Origin of the sequence: Maricaulis sp., from assembly GCF_039978735.1 — a bacterium.
Taxonomy (GTDB): Bacteria; Pseudomonadota; Alphaproteobacteria; order Caulobacterales; family Maricaulaceae; genus Maricaulis.
This window is the reverse complement of record NZ_JBDWAS010000028.1, coordinates 1-16870: the sequence shown is the minus strand read 5'-3', so window position 1 is coordinate 16870 and position 16870 is coordinate 1. Positions and strand designations below refer to the sequence as shown.

Sequence of the window (16870 nt, the reverse complement as noted above, 5' to 3'; positions counted from 1 at the left end):
TCACAAAGGCGATGACGGGCATTGGCCGCTCGCGGATCGGGAAGCTCGGAAAACATCGGCAGCACTCCAAAACAAGACACCAACCGAATCCGCAACACCAATCAACGCAACCTCAAATCTCATATGCGATTCCCCTGCCCCTCACCGGAGACCTGCATGCTGCTCACGCTTCCCTTTCGACTGACCGGCCGCCTCATCCTGGCGGTGCCCCTTCTCGGCGGCATGTGCCGGGAAGTGGCGCGCGATCCGGAACGCGCCCTCCTGCCTTTCCTGATCAATCTTCTGATGGGCGTCGCCCTGGCCAGCTGGGTGTTCGGCCCCGTCATCATCATGGCCCTCGCCCTGACCCTGGCACCGGTGATGCTGGTGACCATCATGCTGGCCAGCGCCGATTTCGGCCGGGCGCTGTAGGCGGAGGTCTTGGGTCCTCGCCCTTGATGGGCGAGGGAGGAGAGGCTGATAAATGCGCGCACGTCGTCCTTCCCCTTGATGGGGAAGGTGTTCCGAAGGGACGGAGACGGCCCTTGCAGGAAAGGCTTGCGCCAGTCCTTTCCCTACTTCGTCGAGCGCACCGGCTGCCGGAGGATGATCTTGCGCCGTTGCGGAGCGACGCGGCTCCAGTCATCGAGGTAGATCTCGTGATAGGGGCCATCCGGTTCCAGACCTTGCTGTGGCAGGTAGTCGCCGTAGAGCCCTTCCAAAATCTCCGGAAGGCCGTCCGTTTCGTCGACATGCAGGAACTGCACGCACTTGCCTTCGGTCAGCATCTCCCATCGAACAGCAGGCTTGTCACCCAGTACGTGGCGCGCATCAGCCACCGAGTCCTGCAGTCTTTGTGCGCCGGCCCAGACCGGCAAGGTAATCTGCACGCGCCAACGCCATTTCTCGCGATTGCCCGCTGCCAGGTCGCGCATATCGTCCGCCCAATAAACGACTTCCACCGGCGGTTCGACAAAGGACTTGCCCATTCGCTCCCGGGCTTCGCGCCGGATCGCGTAGATTGCGGTGTAGAGGGCCTTCACCGCGGCTTGGATGGAGGCCGGTTCAGGCGGGCCTTCGCCGTCCAGGATCGCGAAGGGAAGCCCGGGCACATCAACCATGCTGAACGCGCCAGCCGGTGGTGCGTATAGCGCACGTAATGTGGCCCGGTCCTGTGTCAGATCTGTCAGTGCACCGTCTACCATGGCTTGGCCCTCATATAGTCCAGTGTGGTGTTGATCCAGCTCCGCTCGGCGTTCAGCTGGCCGGCCGAGAAGTCGAAAAGACTCTCGACATGATCAGGCATGGGCTGCCTTTGCCGGCGCACGCGCTCCAGCCGCTCCATTTCTGCAGCAACGGACGACAAGCGCGTCTCCAGGGCCTTCAACGCCGCATCGCGTGACAGCACGTGCCAGTGCACCATTCCGAGCAGAAGCGATGAGAAGGTGGGACGATAGGAGCCAAGGGCCGCAATGGTCTGTTCGCACAGGACCTCACGGCCAGATGGGGTGATGCAGAACGTCTTTCGTGCTTTGGCACCCGTGGGCCGCCCGGCCGCGACGAGCCCTGCCTTCTCAAGCTTGCCAAGCACAAAATAGATTGATGAGAAGCCGACCTGCGTCCACTCCCGCATCCCCCGTGTTTCGATGACCTGTTCCAGCTCATACCCGTGGCGCGGCATCTCGGAGACGAGTCCAAGGAGCAGGAGTTCGGCATCTGTGAGGTTCACCGGCATATTCTAGTGCTAGAATAATAGACTGCCAGACGTCAAGCGCCTTGCCCTTCATCGGGCTACCTACCGGGATCCGGCCAACGAGGGGCGGGAAACACGCCCAAGGATCGCCTTTTGCAAGCGGGACCTACCGCCCGGCATACTCCGTCATCAGCGACTGGAAGTCCTCCATCGGCGGGAAGGCCGGGTAGCTGTGGACGGCGGGTGTTGTGGCCCAGTCGAGTTTTTCCGACGTCATCGTCTCGATGAAGGGGGTGGCCCAGTCGCGGGTGTCGAACAGGCTCGCGCGGACATTGACCAGCGCGTCCATGCCGACGATCCGCGTGAACATCCAGCTCATGCAATGCGGGCAGAAATAATGGTCGAGCTGGGGACCGCGCAGCCCGCCCTTCACCGGCTCCTCCCCGACGACGCGGAAAGCCTCCGCCGGGACCATGGCGCTGAGCGAGAACGCGCTGGACGTCATCTTGCGGCAGCCATCGCAATGGCACGCCATGGTGATCAGGGCCGGTGCCGTCACTTCCATCCGGGTCTGGCCGCAGCGGCAGGATCCGGTGTGGGGTTCATGGTTTTCGCTCATGGCTGGCGCTCCATCGCTCTGAATCGGCTGTGCGCCGATCCTGTCAGCCCGCGGCGTCGCCGTCGAACAGGCGGCGCATGCGGGCGTATTCCATCAGGTCGGACAGGCTGACGACGCCGGCAAGCTGGTCGTCCTTGACCACATAGAGCCGGGCGAGGTGATCGTGCTGCATGCGGGCAAAAGCGCCGGAGGCCCGCAGCGGCGCCTCGATCCGCTCGCTATCGCGCACCGGCAGGGCGATGCGGCGCACAGGCGTCGACGCGCGTTCGGCGGCGGGAACCGCCCGCGCCTCTTCCACGCCGGCGCCGCCGACCAGCTGGCCGTCGGCCTCGACCACGGGCACCCAGGCGCGGTGATGGCGCACCAGCACCTCCTCGATGAAATCGGCCACGCTCATATCGGCCTGTGCGGTCTCGAAGGGACCGGCCAGTTCGCCCACCGCGACACCGGCCAGGGCGTGTTTCATGTCCTGCTCATTGCGGGCCGAGACCGCTGCCGTGCGCAGGAAGAGGCCGATCAGCACCCACCAGATGCCGCCCATCTGGCCCGCAAACAACGCCAGCCCGGCGCCCGAGGCGATAAAGACATAAGCGAAGAACTCGCCCGCACCGCTGGCCCAGCCGGTGGCGCGGCGCCGGTCGCCGGTGAACAGCCACAGGATGGCGCGCAGCACCCGTCCGCCATCGAGCGGAAAGGCGGGGATCATGTTGAACATCGCCAGGAGGAGATTGATCAGCGACAGATAGCCCAGCACCAGCGCCACCGCGCCAACAGGGTCGCCCGCAGCCTGCGGCACCAGCGCACCGCCGGCCAGCGCGAAGACGCCCGCCAGGACAAGGCTCATCAGCGGGCCGGCGAGCGCCATCACGAGCTCGCTCATCGGCGTTTCCGGCTCGCTCTCCAGCTCGGCTGCACCGCCGAACAGGAAGAGCGTCACATGATTGATCGGCAGGCCGAAGGCGCGGCCCACGAAGGTGTGCGACAGCTCGTGGGCGATGATGGAAAAGGTCAGCCCGGCCACGCCCGCCACCGCCATGGCGATATAGGCCGGCAGCGAGAAATCGTCGCGCAGGCCGGGGAAGAAGCCCGAGGCCAGCGACCAGCCGACCAGCAGCGCCAGGAACAGCCAGGACGGTTCGGCCCGCACCACGACGCCGCCGATGCGGAAGGAAAAGATATAGGGTCTCATGCGCTGCAACATAGGCGAGCCGGCGGGGGTCGCGCCAGCGGAATAAGACCCGGCCCGCCTGCGCGATATCGGCGCAGCGGCGGCTAGAGAAGCCCGCGCCCGCGCAGCTCCCGCACGCGCGAGCGGCCAACGGGGATGCGCTCGCCCGAGACGAGGCAGGCGACATGGTCGCGCCCCTCGCGCTCGATCCGCGCAATACGGTCCAGCGCCACCCACCAGGAGCGGTGGATCTGCACCCCGCCCTCGCCGCGCAGCCGGGCGACCGCGTCGCGCATGCGGCCGCGCACGAAGACGCGGCCGCTTTCCGCCGTCACGTCGAGATAATGGTCGTTCGCCTGAACGCTCAGCACGCGGCCGGCCGGCCAGTCGCCGAAGGCTCCCGCCGCCGGTGACGGGGCCGGCAGGAGACCGGCAATCACCGGCTGGGCAGCGATCAGGCGCACCGTCTCCTCCGCCTCCTCGGCCAGGCGCTCCGGGCCGATCCCGGCCAGCGCCCGCAGCAGGAGGATAAAGCCGCTGAGCGTCAGCACGAGCGGTGCCAGGAAGGCGAGGAATTCCCAGAAAGGATCCCGCGCCTTGGGCAGGAGCGGTGTCTGTTTCAGAAGGTCGAGTTCAAGCGTGACAAGAAGCAGGGTCAAAAGCGCCGCACCGGTACCGGAGACCAGACGGAATGCGCCCCGCGACGGCAGGATGCGGGCCAGCAAGCGCTCGATCACGACGGTCTGGCCGACCAGGAGGATCGAGACCAGGAGCCACAGGGCGAGCCGGTGCATCAGGCCCAGCTCGTCCGTGTCATAGGCACCGCCCAGCGAGAACATGACGGCGAGCACCAGCACGCCCGCCAGATGGGCGAGCGGGCCGGTCAGGCCGGTCTCCGGACGGTTCACGACACGCTGCGACACTTCACGTTCCCTTGCTGGCCGGCCGCTGCCGGCCGGTCCATGCCCGGTCCGCCGCGGCGGCTGTCCCGTGCGCGGCGCATCCTAGCCAATCGACATGAAAGGTAACAACGTGATCACAGTCCAAGGCGCTGCCCGCTTTTTCCTCGTCCCGATGATGGCCCTCGCCGTGACGGCGGCCCCCTCTGCCGGCGCCCAGGAGCGCCGTGAGCTTCCCGGATTTGCCGTGTTCGGCGAGGCCGCGCCCGGCGCCGAAGCCGAAATCGACGCCTTCATCGCGGCCTTCAAATCGGCCTGGTCGTCCCAGGACGCCGCCGCCCTCGCCGCGCTGCACACGGCCGACACGGAATGGATCAATGCCTATGCCCGCATGTTCCGCGGCCGCGATGCGCTGGAAACCTTCCTGCGCGAGCGGCTCTTCCCGGCATTCGATCCGGCAGTGTCGGCGGAAGAGACGCTGAACATGCGCACGATCTCGATCCGCTTCATCGGCACGGATGCCGCGGTGATCCACATCTATACCGACGGCCATCGCGGCGCCTCGCGCAATGCCGGGGAAGACGCCCGCCGGACCCACATGCACCTCGTCCTCGCCGCCACGCCGGACGGCTGGCGCATCGCTCACACGGCCATCATGGACGCGCGCTAGACATTGAAAGCCGGGCCGTCTTGCACGCGGCCCGGCTTACTGCCGGCATTCCCCATCCGGCTAGCGCCGCAGGAAAACCGGCATGCAGGCATTCTCGCGCGAGCCGGCGCAGTCGCCGGCCGCAAAGCGCACCAGGATCTCGTCCGGCCCGAAGGCCGCGGTGGCGAGACCGGTCTCGTCCAGCGTATCCAGCAGACCGAACGGGTCGAAGGGCCCGTCCAGCAGCGCGAGGATCTCGCTGGCTGCCCCGTCCGAACGGGCATCGAGGGCGGCCAGCAGGCGGGCCTGGGAATAGTCGCGATCGGCGGACTGGTAGAGGCTCTCCAGCGCCGCCTCATAGGCACCGGGGCCGGACTGTTCGGTCATGCGCGCATCGAGCAGATAGTGGAACAGCGCCCCGCCGCCATAGACGAGCTGGCGGTTTGCCTGCTTGTCCTCACCGGCCTCGGCCAGGCTGACCGGGCCGCTGGCGATACGCCCCAGCAGGAAGCGGCGGATCTGGCCTTCCAGCATGAAGATCACGTCGTGCGCGTCGACCAGGCCAGCCCGGTAGAGCGTCTTCATGGCGAAATAATCCGCCCCGCCCTCGGTGAACCATTGCGACTGGGCGTAGGGCACGGGCCGGATCGTCACGCCCAGCCAGGCGTGCAACGTCTCGTGCGCCAGGGTGCGCGCCCACATCAGGCGCTCGTGCGGGCGGAAAGGCGCGGGCATGCGCTGGCCGAAACTCTGGGCGAAGGCGCCGCCATCATTCATCTGCCCCTCGCCGAAGACGACGAGATAGCGCTCCATCGGCACACCGCCGAAAGTCTGCGCATAGCGGGCCAGGCTGTCCTCCAGCACGCGGCGGAAATCGGTCACGCCGTCCGCCAGCGGCTGCTGGGCGAGCAGGGTGACGGCCATGCCGTCGACGTCGAAAGTCTGCGGCGCCAGCCCCGGACCGGTCACGAAGATATTGCGCACCACATCATTGAGCCCCTCGACCCGGTAGCGGCCGGGACCCGTCTGCGGCCAGGCCGCGACCACCTGCCAGCCCTCGGGCAGGTCGAAGGCGATGTCGAAGGTGCAATCCGTCCAGGCGTGATTGAGCACCAGCACCGGATTGCCAGTGAAATAGAAGGCGTCGTCGAACCGGTAGGCGGTCTCCTCCTTGCCCACCTCCCAGACGGCCCGGTCATGATCGGCGACCAGGGTGTAGCTGTAGCCGTCCCAGCCGGCCGCCTCGCCGCCGGGATGCTGCCAGGTGCCATAACCCATATAGCGCGCGGGACGCGGATCGTCGTTGAAGCGCAGATCCTCGATGAAGTCGGCGGTGCCGTCCTGTGCGCCCTCGCCCGGACGCCAGAGAATGTCGAGCACACCGCTGGCGCCTTGCGCCTCGACGGTGACGTCGAACCGGTTGCCGCCGGCATGGGCGAAATCGAGCCGCACCGGCTCGGCCGGACAGGTGGCGGGCGTCTGCGCCAGCGCGGGCGTGGCGGTTGCCAGGACGCCGGCGGCCGCGATCAGGACTGGATGAAGTTTCACGCGCTTGTCTCCCCGTTGTTCAAACGAACAGATGCGCCGCCCGTCCCCATCGGATGCAGGGACCGGCAGATGGCGCACAATGCGTATCCCTCCGCATCGCCGACCCTAGGGGTTGCCGGAGCACGCAAAGATGGACGGCACATGACCGTCGCCGCAGAAAATTGAAACCGGAGCCCCGCGCGGCTAGTATGAACGCCGGGGCAAGGGGGAAATCGGGAAATGTTCAACGCGACCAACAGGATGTCCGTCGCCATGCAGGCCGTGATCGTGATCGGTGCGGTCTTCGTGCTCGCCATGGCCGTCCAGCGCGCCGTGGCGCACCTGTCGTCCGACGACTGCGTGATCCGCAACACCTATGACGAAGCCGGCAACCTGCTGACCTCGCAAACGCTCTGCCGCTAGGGGGCGAGCGCGTCAGAGGGACGGGTCGTTCGCCTTGATGTATTGCGTGGTCAGGGAATGTCCCAGCCGGTAGGACGCGGGCAGGACAAAAATGGCCAATGCCGCCAGCGCCAGGACGATCAGGCTCCAGCGCAGGGGCTTCCTGCCTTCCCGTCTTGCTTCCAGACTGCGCACAACACGCCTCCCGCTACGGCTCCGATGACACGATTATAGGTCGTGCGACCGGAAAGCACACGAAAATATCGAGACGTTTGCGGAGTGATCGCATGAAGGGATCGGGAGCCTGTGCTCGACAGCCCTCCTTCGCTGAAACTTCGGAGGACAAGCCGCTTCGCCCCGGCTGCGCGCTGCGGGTGGCTTGCCACTCTAAGGCTGAGGGGAATCGTAGGTGTCGCGAACATGCCCCCCTTCGCCAAGGCTTCGGAGGGCACCGCTTCGCCCGGAGTGCGCGCTGCGGGTGGCTTGCCACCCGAAGCCCGCAGGGCGTTGGCCCCTGCCGGGGCATTCTGCGTCTAAAATCGATTCACTGGATCGATTTTTCTGCCTTCGGCAGACCGACTTCGAATGGTGCGGGCGGCCGGGATTGAACCGGCACGGCCTTGCGGCCGGCAGATTTTAAGTCTGCTGCGTCTACCAATTCCGCCACGCCCGCGCCGGTGGTGCGGGGCGATCCTACACCGGTTTGCAGGGCAGGCCAGAGGGCCGGTCAGCCCTCCGGCAGCCCGCCCTGGCTACTCCTTCAGCCCCCTGCCTTCATCGATGCGGCGGGCGCGTTCCACAAGCTCCAGGAATTCGGCGCGGTAGCCGAATTCGTCTTCGCCGAGGGCCGATCCGGCGTCCTCGGCGACGGCCTCCCAGCTGTATCCGTCCTGCAGATAGGGGTCGCCGCGCAGCAATTGGGCAAAGCCCGCCACGGCGATGGAGAAACGCACTTCAGTGTCCGCATCGTCGAACGTCCTGACCGTGTCGGCATCGGTGACCGTGCGTTCCATCAGGATGCTCTCATCCTCGCCGGGCTCCTTGTAGCGCAGGCGCAGGAGACCGTATTCGCCGGAGAGGTCTGCAGCCGGCCGGGACGCCCCGCCATAGCGCAGCGGGTCCATCAGCACGCCTTCCGATCCCGGCGCGGCGATCTCGTAGATCGCGGTCACGGCATGGCCCGAGCCCACCTCGCCGGCATCGACGGCGTCATTGTTGAAGTCGGCCCGGTCCAGAAGGCGTGTCTCATAGCCGATCAGCCGGTATTCCGCGACGCGGGCCGGATTGAACTCGACCTGGATCTTCACATCATTGGCGATCGGGAAGAGCGCAGAGAAGCTCTCCTCGACCAGCATGCGGCGTGCTTCCTGGCGGCTGTCGATATAGCCCGCCGTGCCGTTCCCGGCCTGGGCGATGCGCTGCATCATGCGGTCATTGTAATTGCCGCGGCCAAAACCCATCACGGAGAGATAGATGCCGCTGTCGCGCTGGCGGGCGACATAGTCTTCCAGGCTCTCGTCGCGCGTGACGCCGACATTGAAATCGCCATCGGTGAGCAGCATGACGCGGTTCACCGCGTCCTCGTCGAAATTCTCCCGCGCCAGCGAATAGGCCAGTTCCAGACCGGCCCCGCCAGCGGTCGAACCGCCCGCATGCAGACGGTCGAGCGCCTCGTGGATACGCCGCGCATTGCGCGCCTCGGTCGGCTCGAGCACGGCACCGGCCGCGCCCGCATAGACCACGAGGGACACTGTGTCCTCAGGCTCCAGCTCGTCGACCAGCATGTGCATGGCCTGTACGGCGAGCGGCAGCTTGTCCGGCGAATTCATCGAGCCGGAGACATCGATCAGGAAGACCAGATTGGCCCGCGGCCGCTCGTCCGGCACGATCTCGAAGCCCTGGATGCCGACATGCATCAGCTGGGTGGATGAGTTCCAGGGGTTGGGCGTCACCGTGACATGGGTGGCAAAGGGCTCGTCCGGTCCCGGCGGCAGGGCGTAGTCGTAATCGAAATAATTGATCATCTCCTCGATCCGCACCGCATCGGAGGGCGGCAGTTCGCGGCTGTCGATCAGATAGTCGCGCACCACCGCATAGCTGGCCGTGTCGACATCGATGGAGAAGGTGGAGACGGGTTCGTCCGCCGTGGAGACGACCGGATTGGCATCGGTATCGTCATAGCGCTCGCGGTCTTCCGGTTCGGGTTGCGGCCAGGGACGCGGGCTGACCATGGGCGCGGGTGCGCCTGCGAGCCGGGCGCCGGTGACGGTGATGTAGTCGGCCGAGGCCGGCGGCGGGGGCGGCGGAGGTGGCGGCGTCCGGTATTCCTCGTCCCGTTCGGCCACTTCGCCGGGCTCGCTTGTCGTGGCCGTACAGCCGGCCACAGCGACGCCGAAGGCGCTCGCCAGCAAGATTGCGCGTTTCATGGAAGCACTCCCCTTCCCGTCAGGTCCCTCGCATCAAGCAGCACCATGAAAGCCGGTGCAACCGAAAGACGAAAGCGGGGCCATTTGGGGGCAATCGTTCTCAATCACCCAGCCGGTTTCTCCCGGCCGGATGTCCCGCGCAGGCGGGACGCAGCGCCGGGACCGGCAGGACGAGCATCGCGCTCGCTACCCGTTCGCTGGGTCCCGGATCTTCAGCCTGCCTCCGCAGGCTTCCGTCCGGGAAAAAGGTGAGTCTTTCTTCCCCAGGTCTTGCGGAGGAAAGCCCCCTACTCCTCCGGATCGATGCGCGGTTCGTAGCCGAGGTCCTGGACGAGGTCGGCGATGGCGTCGATGACGCGGGCCAGGGCGCGCTTGTCGGTGGAGCGGGCGACGAGATGCGTGCCGCGGCGGACCTCGCCGGCCTTCACCTCGATGAAATAGGGATAGGAGCCGATCGAGACGCCGGGATTTTCCTCCTGCAGCTCGCCCAGTTTTTCCGCGATCTCGCCCTCGCGCAGATTATCGCCCTTCACCGAGCGCGACAGCGTGACCGTGCCGCCTTCCAGGCGGTGGGCGATATCCTCCAACATGCCGCGGCAGATCGCGGGCACGCCGGCCATGGTGAAGACATTGCCGGTCTGGAAGCCCGGCGCGCCGGTGACCGGGTTCTTGATCAGCGACGAGCCCTCGGGGATGCGCGCCATGCGCTTGCGGCTCTCGGTGACCGGCGTCTTCGTCTTGTCGTACCATTCCTCGATGATCGCCAGCGCGTCGGCACGGACATCGATGGTCATGCCGAAGGCCTTTGCGATGCTGTCGGCGGTGATGTCGTCATGGGTCGGACCGATACCGCCCGTGGTGAAGACATAATCGGCCTTGGCGCGCAGCGTGTTCACCGCCTCGACAATCTCGTCCTCGATATCCGGCACGGTGCGCGCCTCGATGACATTGATCCCCAGCGGCGCCAGGAATTGCGCGATCTGCTGGAGATTCCTGTCCTGGGTGCGGCCGGAGAGCACCTCGTCGCCGATCAGGAGAACCGCTGCCGTGACGCGCCGGGTATCCGCCATGTGATTCCATCCTTCATCGTGCCCTTCGAGGGGGTATATGAGGCAGACGCCAGGAAGTCCAAGCCATGAAATTTCCCCAACCGCTCATCCCCGGCCGTCTGGTCAGACGCTACAAGCGCTTCTTCGCCGATGTGACGCTGGACGACGGCACGGAAGTGACCGCCCACTGCGCCAATACCGGCGCCATGACAGGCATCAAGGAGCCCGGTCTGAAAGTGTGGCTGTCGCAATCGGACAATCCCAAACGCAAGCTGAAATACACCTGGGAGCTGGTGGAGGCAGAAGGCACGATTATCGGCGCCCTGCCCAACACGGCCAACGCGCTGGCCGAGGAAGCGGTGAATGCCGGCGTGATTGCAGAGCTGGCCGGTCATGACAGCCTGCGCCGCGAGGTGAAGTATGGCGAGAATTCCCGCATCGACCTGCTGCTGGAAAGCGCCGGACAGCCGCCCTGTTGGGTCGAGGTGAAGAATGTCCACTGGCAACGCGGTCCCGGGATTGCGGAATTTCCCGACGGGGTGACCAGCCGCGGGGCCAAGCATCTGGGCGAACTCGCCGCACAGGTCGCAGCGGGCGACCGCGCCGTGCAGCTCTTCATCGTCCAGCGCAGCGACTGCCACACCCTGCGCCCGGCCGGGGATATCGACCCGGTTTACGCGGCAACCCTGCGCGAGGCGGCAGCGGCGGGTGTTGAAGTGCTCGCCTATGCCTGCCACGTGACAATAGACGGCATTGCCGTCACCACCCCGATGACAGTGGAGCTGGGTGCATGAGCGAGACCGGCTGGGACCTGCCCGATCCCTATATTCACCGCATTGCGGTGACCGAGGCCGACATGGACGCGTTCGGTCACGCCAATAATGCGCGCTATCTGGAATGGGCCGATGCGGCCGCCTGGACCCATTGGTGGGCGAAGGGCTATTCCATGGATGCCTGCCAGACCGAGGATCGCGGCATCGCCATCATCCGCACCGAGGCAGACTATCTGGGCCATGTGCGTGTCGGCGACGAGCTGGACTGCGCGGTCTGGATCACCCAGTCGGACGGGCGTCTGCGCGCCGAGCGGCGCTATCAGTTCAAGCGGGTAAAGGACGGCATGACGGTGTTCCGGGCACTGACGAAAGTCGTGTGTTTCCAGCTTTCTACCGGACGCCCGGCGCGCATGACCCGGATTTTCCGCGAGCACTATTCCGTCCTGCCTTCGGTCGCCGAGGCGCTCGCCGCTGCAGATTAAAGCCCCGTAACATTGTGCCCGGGCCTGTCCGGCCTATAGTCCGCGCCGGATATCACCTCTGGGGGAGGCCTTACTGATGAAGTATCTGGTTCCGGCAATTGCCGGCCTGGCGCTGGTCGCGTGCAACACCGAGACCGGCTCGACCGACACGCAGACCGCCGCCGCGTTCACGCCGGACGTGAGCGCCGGCAATATCGAAGCCCATATCCGCTTCCTGGCGTCCGACTATATGGGCGGCCGCGATACGGGATCGGACGGCTACGAGATCGCCGCCAATTATGTCGCCTCGCAAATGCGCCTTCTGGGCCTCGAGCCGGCCGGCGACAACGGCACCTATTTCGCCGACGTGCCGATGCAGGACGTCCACGCTGACGGCGAATACAACCGCTTCAGCCTCGACGGCACCGAGTATGCCCAGGGCGAAGGTGTCGTGATCTGGTCGAACCCGTCCGTTCTGGAAGCCGAAGTGACCGGCGAGCTGGTATTTGTCGGACACGGTGTGTCGGCGGCCAATCGCGGTCATGACGACTATGCGGACGTGGATGTCGACGGCAAGATCGTGGTCGTGCTCGGCGGTGTTCCCGGCGGGGTGTTCGAAGGCCTCAGCGAAGAGCGCGCCCATCACAACTCCTCCACCACAAAGCGCGATGTCGCCGCCGCCCATGGTGCGATCGGCATGATCACGCTGACCGACTGGGACAATGAGCGCACTGCGGGCTATGCGGACGGCTATGCCTCCCTGCCGGCCACCCGCCTGACCCCGGCCACCGGCCCGTCCGGCTATGACGATATCCAGGTGTCCGCCAGCGTCGGCGCCGATCTGGCCGCGGCCCTGTTCGAAGGCGCGGAAATGAGCCTGGAAGAGGTCAACGCCGCAGTGGAGGCCGAGGAGCCGAGCTTCCCGCGCTTCGACCTGCCGCACACCGTTACCATGCGCCAGCGCACGATTTCCGAACCGTTCAGCGATCCCAATGTCGTCGGCATGATCCGCGGCGCCGATCCGGAACTGGCCGATGAAATCGTCGTCCTCACGGCTCACCTCGACCATATCGGCAATGATGGCCAGCTGGAGCGGGCCAGCGGCACCTGCCGCACCTCGGACGAAGAGGACGTGATCTGCAACGGCGCCGTCGACAACGCCTCGGGCGTGTCGATCATGCTGGAAACGGCCCGCACCTTCCTGGAAGAGGGCACGCCGCGCCGGACCATCGTCTTCGTTGCCCTGGCGGCGGAAGAAAAGGGCCTGCTGGGGTCCGAGCATTTCGCCCGCAATCCCACGGTTCCGGCCGAGCAGATCGTTGCCAATGTCAATCTGGACATGCCGGTCATCGTCTATGATTTCTCCGACGTGATCGCCTTCGGCGCCAACCACTCCAATCTCGGCCCGATCGCCACGCGCGCGGCCGCCCAGCTGGATGTGGCCATCAGCCCGGACCCGCTGCCGGAACAATCGCTCTTCGTGCGCTCGGACCACTACAACTTCGTGCGCGAAGGCGTGCCCTCGCTCTTCCTGATGACCGGCTTCTCCTCGCCGGATCCGCGCTGGGACGAGGGTGAAGGCTTCATGGGCTTCCTGAACACCCACTACCACCGCCCGACCGACCAGCTGGACGGCGAGCTGGAGGTTCTGTTCGAACAGGGCGCCAAGTTTGCCAACATCAACTACATGATCGCCCGCGAAATCGCCGACGCCGACGAGCGGCCGGCGTGGAACGAGGACAGCTTCTTCGGCAATCTCTACGCTGGCGAAGACTGACCCTCTCCGCAATTGCGAAGAAAATGCAGGCGCGCGCCGTCCCAAACGGCGCGCGCTTTTGTATATAAGGACCAGATGGAGGACTGCTGACTTGACGACAGCCTACGAGATCGTGACCGACGAGGACGCCGCCAGCGCACCGCGCGACGGCAAGATCAAGCTGCACGGGCCGGAAGGCTTTGCCGGCATGCGCAAGGCTGGCCGCCTGGCGGCAGAGATCCTCGACATGCTGACCGCAGAGGTCGCACCCGGCGTCACGACCGAGCATCTCGACAAGCTGGCGCGCGAGTACGCCTTCGATCATGGCTCCATGCCGGCGACCCTGTTCTACCGGGGTTACCGCCACTCGCTGTGCACCTCGCTGAACCATGTGGTCTGCCACGGCATTCCCGGCCCCAAACCGCTGCGCAATGGCGATATCCTCAATATCGACGTCACCGTGATCGTCGATGGCTGGCACGGCGATACCAGCCGCATGTATGTGGCGGGCGAGCCGAAGCGGAAGGCCGAAATCCTCATCGACACGACCTATGAAGCGATGATGGCGGGTATCGAGGCGATCAAGCCGGGCGTCACGCTGGGCACGATCGGCGCGATCATCCAGGAATATGGCGAGAGCCGCCGCTGCTCCATCGTGCGCGATTTCTGCGGCCACGGCCTGGGCCAGAACTTCCACGACAGCCCGAATGTGCTGCATTTCGGCGAGCATGGCGAAGGCCCCGAGCTGAAGCCGGGCATGTTCTTCACCGTCGAGCCGATGCTGAATCTGGGCCGTCCGGACGTGAAAGTCCTCTCCGATGGCTGGACCGCCGTGACGCGCGACAAGTCGCTCTCGGCCCAGTTCGAGCATTCCTGCGGCGTCACCGAGGACGGGGTGGAGATTTTCACCAAATCCCCCAAGGGCCTCGACCGGCCGCCCTATAACCGCTGATCCATGACCGATCTCGCGCATCATACAGGCCATCGGGACCGGCTGCGCGAAAAACTAACCTCTGCGGGTTCTTTGGCGCTTCACGATTATGAATTGCTGGAACTCTACCTCTTCCGCTGCATCCCGCGGCGCGACGTCAAGCCCATCGCGAAGGACCTGATCGCCCGCTTCGGCGATCTGGGCGGCGTGGCCTCGGCCTCCGTCGATCAGCTGGTCACCGTGAAGGGGGTCAGCGAGAAGACCGCCGCCGAACTCAAGCTCATCAAGGCGCTCGCCGAAAGGCTGGCCCGCGAACAGGTGATCGGCCGCCCCGTCATCGCGTCCTGGTCGGCGCTCGTCACCTATTGCCGCACCGCCATGCAGCACGCCACGACCGAACAGTTCCGCGTGCTCTTCCTGGACCGCAAGAACCGGCTGATCGCCGACGAGGTGCTGGGCGAAGGCACGATCGACCACGCCCCGGTCTATCCGCGCGAAGTCGTCAAGCGCGCCCTGGCGCACGAGGCCACGGCCCTGATCCTGGTGCACAATCACCCCTCCGGCGATGCCACGCCCAGCCAGGCCGATATCGAGATGACCCGCACCTTGGCGGATATCTGCAAACCCTTCGACATCGTGCTGCACGACCACCTCGTGATCGGCCGGGAGAATACGGCCAGTTTCAAGACGCTGGGGCTGATGTAGCTCGCCTCGCCGCGTCAGCCTGCTAAGCTCGCAGCCATGAAACGTTTTCTCATGGCCCTGGCGGGCCTGATCCTCATCCTTGCTGGCCTTTTCGCGGGACTGGCGCGCGAGCCGCGGCAGGCGGCGCATCTGGTCTTCCTCAATGGCGATATCCGCACGCTGGCCGGGGCCGGCACGGTGGAAGCGCTCTATGTCCGCAATGGCCGCGTCGCGGCGGTGGGCAGCCGGGCCGAGGTGTTCGCAGCGGCGCCCTTCCTTGCCCACCGGGTCGATCTGGAAGGCGGCACGCTGACGCCGGGTCTGATCGAACCGCACACCCACCCGCTCGCCACGGCGCTGCTGGGCGCCGCGGTTGATATCTCCGGCGTGCGTTTCGACAGCCGCGAGGCTGTGATGGAGCGGCTGACCGAGGCCGTGGAGGAAGGCGGTCCCTCGCCGTGGCTGATCGCCTTTGGCTGGGACCCGGTGATGCTGGACGGCATGACCCCGCCCTCGCTGGCCGAGCTGGATGCGCTGTCACCCGAGCGGCCGATGGTGATCCTCACCCAGATGATGCACGAGGCCTTCGCCAATTCCGCCGCCCTCGCCGCGGCCGGGATCACGGCCGACACGCCGGATCCGGCCGACGGACATTTCGAGCGCGATGCCGCCGGCGCGCTGACCGGCCGTGCCGTCGAGGTCAGCGCCGTGCGCCAGATCATGGCAGGCGTGCCGGAGCCTTCCGATGCCGCGCTCGTCTACCTCCTCTCCGGTGCCTATGACCGCTATGCCCGGGCCGGCTACACCACGATCGGCATTGCCTCGCTGGTCGGCCGGGCGCGCGATCCGCTGGCCGTGCTGGAGCGCGTTGCCGCGACAGAGCGGCCGGTGCTCAACACCGTGCTCTACACGGCACCCGGCAACTGGGCGCGCGGACGTCACCTGTTCGACGACACAGACGACCGCGACGCGCTGCGCCGTGTGGCGGGAATGAAGGCCTGGATCGACGGCTCGCCCTTCACCGGCGGCGCGGCCACGGCCGAACCCTATGCCGACACACCCCTCACCCGCGATGTGCTGGGCCTGGAGGCCGGCTGGTCCGCCCCGCTGGCGACGACACCGGATGCTGCCAACGCCCTGGCGCTGGCAGCCCAGGCCCAAGGCGTACAGATGGTCTTCCATGTGCAGGGCGAACGCGCCGTCGATGTGGCGCTGGACGCCATCGCCGCCGCGCAGGCTGCCCATCCCGGCATCGCCACCCGCCACCGGCTGGAACATCTCGCCCTGATCACGCCGCAGCAGATCGACCGGGCCCGCGAAATGGATGTCACGCTGGGTTTCTTCCCCGACCATATCGGCAATTACGGCCATCGGCTGGATGCGCTGTTCGGTGCCGGACGCGCCGCGCGCTACATGCCCGTCGCCGACGCCGTCGAACGGGGCGCGATTGTCACCCTTCACGGCGATCATCCCGCCAGCGATATCGACGCCCTGCGCGTCATGGCCCTGCCCGTCACCCGCGCCACACGCGATGGCACCGCGCTGGGCGATCCGGTTCCGGCAGAGACCGCGCTGGAGCTGATGACGCTCGGCGCCGCCCGGCAATTGCAGCTGGAGCAGGAGATCGGCTCGCTGGAACCGGGCAAGCGCGCCGATCTCACCTGGTTCGACCGCGATCCTGTCACCGCTATCGAGGCGGGCGAAACCGCAACCGTGCGCGGCACCTGGGTCGCCGGCCGCCGCATCGACACACGCCCCTGGACCTGGCACCGGCTCCGCCTGGCGCTCGCCGCCGCCTGGGGCCAGCTCACCGGCGGCTGACCGGCAGCTGAGACCGCCGCATCACCTGCCCGG

At 66.4% G+C, this 16870-nt stretch carries 18 protein-coding genes and 1 tRNA gene; 9 read left to right on the top strand and 10 right to left on the bottom strand.

Going from position 1 to position 16870, the window contains the following annotated elements:
- Positions 1–156 precede the first annotated feature (156 nt).
- Positions 157–411 carry a hypothetical protein gene (locus ABJO18_RS07905; protein ID WP_348508782.1) on the top strand — a complete coding sequence of 85 codons (255 nt, stop codon included), beginning with the start codon at positions 157–159 and terminating at the stop codon, positions 409–411.
- Positions 412–554: 143 nt separating this feature from the next.
- On the opposite strand, the gene ABJO18_RS07900 is transcribed toward ABJO18_RS07905, so the two are convergent.
- From ABJO18_RS07900 to ABJO18_RS07880, 5 genes are all read right to left on the bottom strand, one after another.
- Positions 555–1184: a GyrI-like domain-containing protein gene (locus tag ABJO18_RS07900; protein ID WP_348508781.1), complete on the bottom strand. Its 630-nt coding sequence runs from the start codon at positions 1182–1184 to the stop codon at positions 555–557.
- A complete protein-coding gene (locus ABJO18_RS07895) occupies positions 1178–1708 on the bottom strand; it encodes a PadR family transcriptional regulator (RefSeq protein WP_348508780.1) in 531 nt (176 codons plus the stop codon). The genes ABJO18_RS07900 and ABJO18_RS07895 overlap by 7 nt, the downstream gene beginning before the upstream one ends.
- A 130-nt stretch (positions 1709–1838) precedes the next feature.
- The gene (locus ABJO18_RS07890; RefSeq protein WP_348508779.1) at positions 1839–2291 is read right to left on the bottom strand and encodes a GFA family protein; all 453 of its coding nucleotides are present in this window, start codon (positions 2289–2291) and stop codon (positions 1839–1841) included.
- 43 nt (positions 2292–2334) lie between these two features.
- Positions 2335–3480 (bottom strand): site-2 protease family protein, encoded by a 1146-nt coding sequence (locus ABJO18_RS07885; RefSeq protein ID WP_348508778.1) that lies wholly within the window; start codon positions 3478–3480, stop codon positions 2335–2337.
- 83 nt (positions 3481–3563) lie between these two features.
- Positions 3564–4382 carry a LytTR family DNA-binding domain-containing protein gene (locus tag ABJO18_RS07880; RefSeq protein ID WP_348508777.1) on the bottom strand — a complete coding sequence of 273 codons (819 nt, stop codon included), beginning with the start codon at positions 4380–4382 and terminating at the stop codon, positions 3564–3566.
- A 109-nt stretch (positions 4383–4491) separates the two neighbouring features.
- Between ABJO18_RS07880 and ABJO18_RS07875 the strand changes: the two genes are divergently transcribed.
- Positions 4492–5028 carry an SgcJ/EcaC family oxidoreductase gene (locus ABJO18_RS07875; RefSeq protein WP_348508776.1) on the top strand — a complete coding sequence of 179 codons (537 nt, stop codon included), beginning with the start codon at positions 4492–4494 and terminating at the stop codon, positions 5026–5028.
- A 60-nt stretch (positions 5029–5088) separates the two neighbouring features.
- Here the strand turns inward: ABJO18_RS07875 and ABJO18_RS07870 are convergent, their stop codons facing one another.
- Positions 5089–6555, bottom strand: coding sequence for a hypothetical protein (locus tag ABJO18_RS07870; RefSeq protein ID WP_348515827.1), 1467 nt, complete (start codon positions 6553–6555; stop codon positions 5089–5091).
- Between the two features lie 219 nt (positions 6556–6774).
- Here ABJO18_RS07870 and ABJO18_RS07865 point away from each other — a divergent pair, with 219 nt between their 5' ends.
- Positions 6775–6957, top strand: coding sequence for a hypothetical protein (locus ABJO18_RS07865; protein WP_271185967.1), 183 nt, complete (start codon positions 6775–6777; stop codon positions 6955–6957).
- A gap of 12 nt (positions 6958–6969) precedes the next feature.
- On the opposite strand, the gene ABJO18_RS07860 is transcribed toward ABJO18_RS07865, so the two are convergent.
- The 4 genes from ABJO18_RS07860 to ABJO18_RS07845 form a co-directional block, all read right to left on the bottom strand.
- On the bottom strand, positions 6970–7131 hold the full coding sequence (locus tag ABJO18_RS07860; protein ID WP_348507660.1) for a hypothetical protein: 162 nt from the start codon (positions 7129–7131) through the stop codon (positions 6970–6972).
- A 391-nt stretch (positions 7132–7522) separates the two neighbouring features.
- Positions 7523–7609, bottom strand: a tRNA-Leu gene (locus ABJO18_RS07855).
- Positions 7610–7688: 79 nt separating this feature from the next.
- Entirely contained in the window at positions 7689–9362 is a 1674-nt protein-coding gene (locus tag ABJO18_RS07850; RefSeq protein ID WP_348507659.1) for a VWA domain-containing protein, read from the bottom strand.
- A gap of 287 nt (positions 9363–9649) precedes the next feature.
- Entirely contained in the window at positions 9650–10432 is a 783-nt protein-coding gene (locus tag ABJO18_RS07845; protein ID WP_348507658.1) for a molybdopterin-binding protein, read from the bottom strand.
- 65 nt (positions 10433–10497) lie between these two features.
- Between ABJO18_RS07845 and sfsA the strand changes: the two genes are divergently transcribed.
- The 6 genes from sfsA (at position 10498) to ABJO18_RS07815 (ending at position 16837) form a co-directional block, all read left to right on the top strand.
- Positions 10498–11205 (top strand): DNA/RNA nuclease SfsA, encoded by a 708-nt coding sequence (sfsA, locus tag ABJO18_RS07840; RefSeq protein ID WP_348507657.1) that lies wholly within the window; start codon positions 10498–10500, stop codon positions 11203–11205.
- Positions 11202–11666 carry an acyl-CoA thioesterase gene (locus tag ABJO18_RS07835; RefSeq protein ID WP_348507656.1) on the top strand — a complete coding sequence of 155 codons (465 nt, stop codon included), beginning with the start codon at positions 11202–11204 and terminating at the stop codon, positions 11664–11666. The genes sfsA and ABJO18_RS07835 overlap by 4 nt, the downstream gene beginning before the upstream one ends.
- 76 nt (positions 11667–11742) lie before the next feature.
- Positions 11743–13422 carry a M20/M25/M40 family metallo-hydrolase gene (locus ABJO18_RS07830; protein ID WP_348507655.1) on the top strand — a complete coding sequence of 560 codons (1680 nt, stop codon included), beginning with the start codon at positions 11743–11745 and terminating at the stop codon, positions 13420–13422.
- A gap of 91 nt (positions 13423–13513) precedes the next feature.
- A complete protein-coding gene (gene map / locus ABJO18_RS07825) occupies positions 13514–14353 on the top strand; it encodes a type I methionyl aminopeptidase (RefSeq protein WP_291886840.1) in 840 nt (279 codons plus the stop codon).
- 3 nt (positions 14354–14356) lie between these two features.
- The gene (gene radC, locus ABJO18_RS07820) at positions 14357–15037 is read left to right on the top strand and encodes a DNA repair protein RadC (protein WP_291886838.1); all 681 of its coding nucleotides are present in this window, start codon (positions 14357–14359) and stop codon (positions 15035–15037) included.
- A 36-nt stretch (positions 15038–15073) separates the two neighbouring features.
- A complete protein-coding gene (locus ABJO18_RS07815; RefSeq protein ID WP_348507654.1) occupies positions 15074–16837 on the top strand; it encodes an amidohydrolase family protein in 1764 nt (587 codons plus the stop codon).
- Positions 16838–16870 lie beyond the last annotated feature (33 nt).

Bases quoted from the DNA above. Each gene is read 5' to 3' on its own strand.
- ABJO18_RS07905 (WP_348508782.1), top strand. From the start codon at position 157: ATGCTGCTCACGCTTCCCTTTCGACTGACCGGCCGCCTCATCCTGGCG.
- ABJO18_RS07900 (WP_348508781.1), bottom strand. From the start codon at position 1,184: ATGGTAGACGGTGCACTGACAGATCTGACACAGGACCGGGCCACATTA.
- ABJO18_RS07890 (WP_348508779.1), bottom strand. From the start codon at position 2,291: ATGAGCGAAAACCATGAACCCCACACCGGATCCTGCCGCTGCGGCCAG.
- ABJO18_RS07885 (WP_348508778.1), bottom strand. From the start codon at position 3,480: ATGAGACCCTATATCTTTTCCTTCCGCATCGGCGGCGTCGTGGTGCGG.
- ABJO18_RS07865 (WP_271185967.1), top strand. From the start codon at position 6,775: ATGTTCAACGCGACCAACAGGATGTCCGTCGCCATGCAGGCCGTGATC.
- ABJO18_RS07850 (WP_348507659.1), bottom strand. From the start codon at position 9,362: ATGAAACGCGCAATCTTGCTGGCGAGCGCCTTCGGCGTCGCTGTGGCC.
- ABJO18_RS07845 (WP_348507658.1), bottom strand. From the start codon at position 10,432: ATGGCGGATACCCGGCGCGTCACGGCAGCGGTTCTCCTGATCGGCGAC.
- sfsA (WP_348507657.1), top strand. From the start codon at position 10,498: ATGAAATTTCCCCAACCGCTCATCCCCGGCCGTCTGGTCAGACGCTAC.
- ABJO18_RS07835 (WP_348507656.1), top strand. From the start codon at position 11,202: ATGAGCGAGACCGGCTGGGACCTGCCCGATCCCTATATTCACCGCATT.
- ABJO18_RS07830 (WP_348507655.1), top strand. From the start codon at position 11,743: ATGAAGTATCTGGTTCCGGCAATTGCCGGCCTGGCGCTGGTCGCGTGC.
- radC (WP_291886838.1), top strand. From the start codon at position 14,357: ATGACCGATCTCGCGCATCATACAGGCCATCGGGACCGGCTGCGCGAA.
- ABJO18_RS07815 (WP_348507654.1), top strand. From the start codon at position 15,074: ATGAAACGTTTTCTCATGGCCCTGGCGGGCCTGATCCTCATCCTTGCT.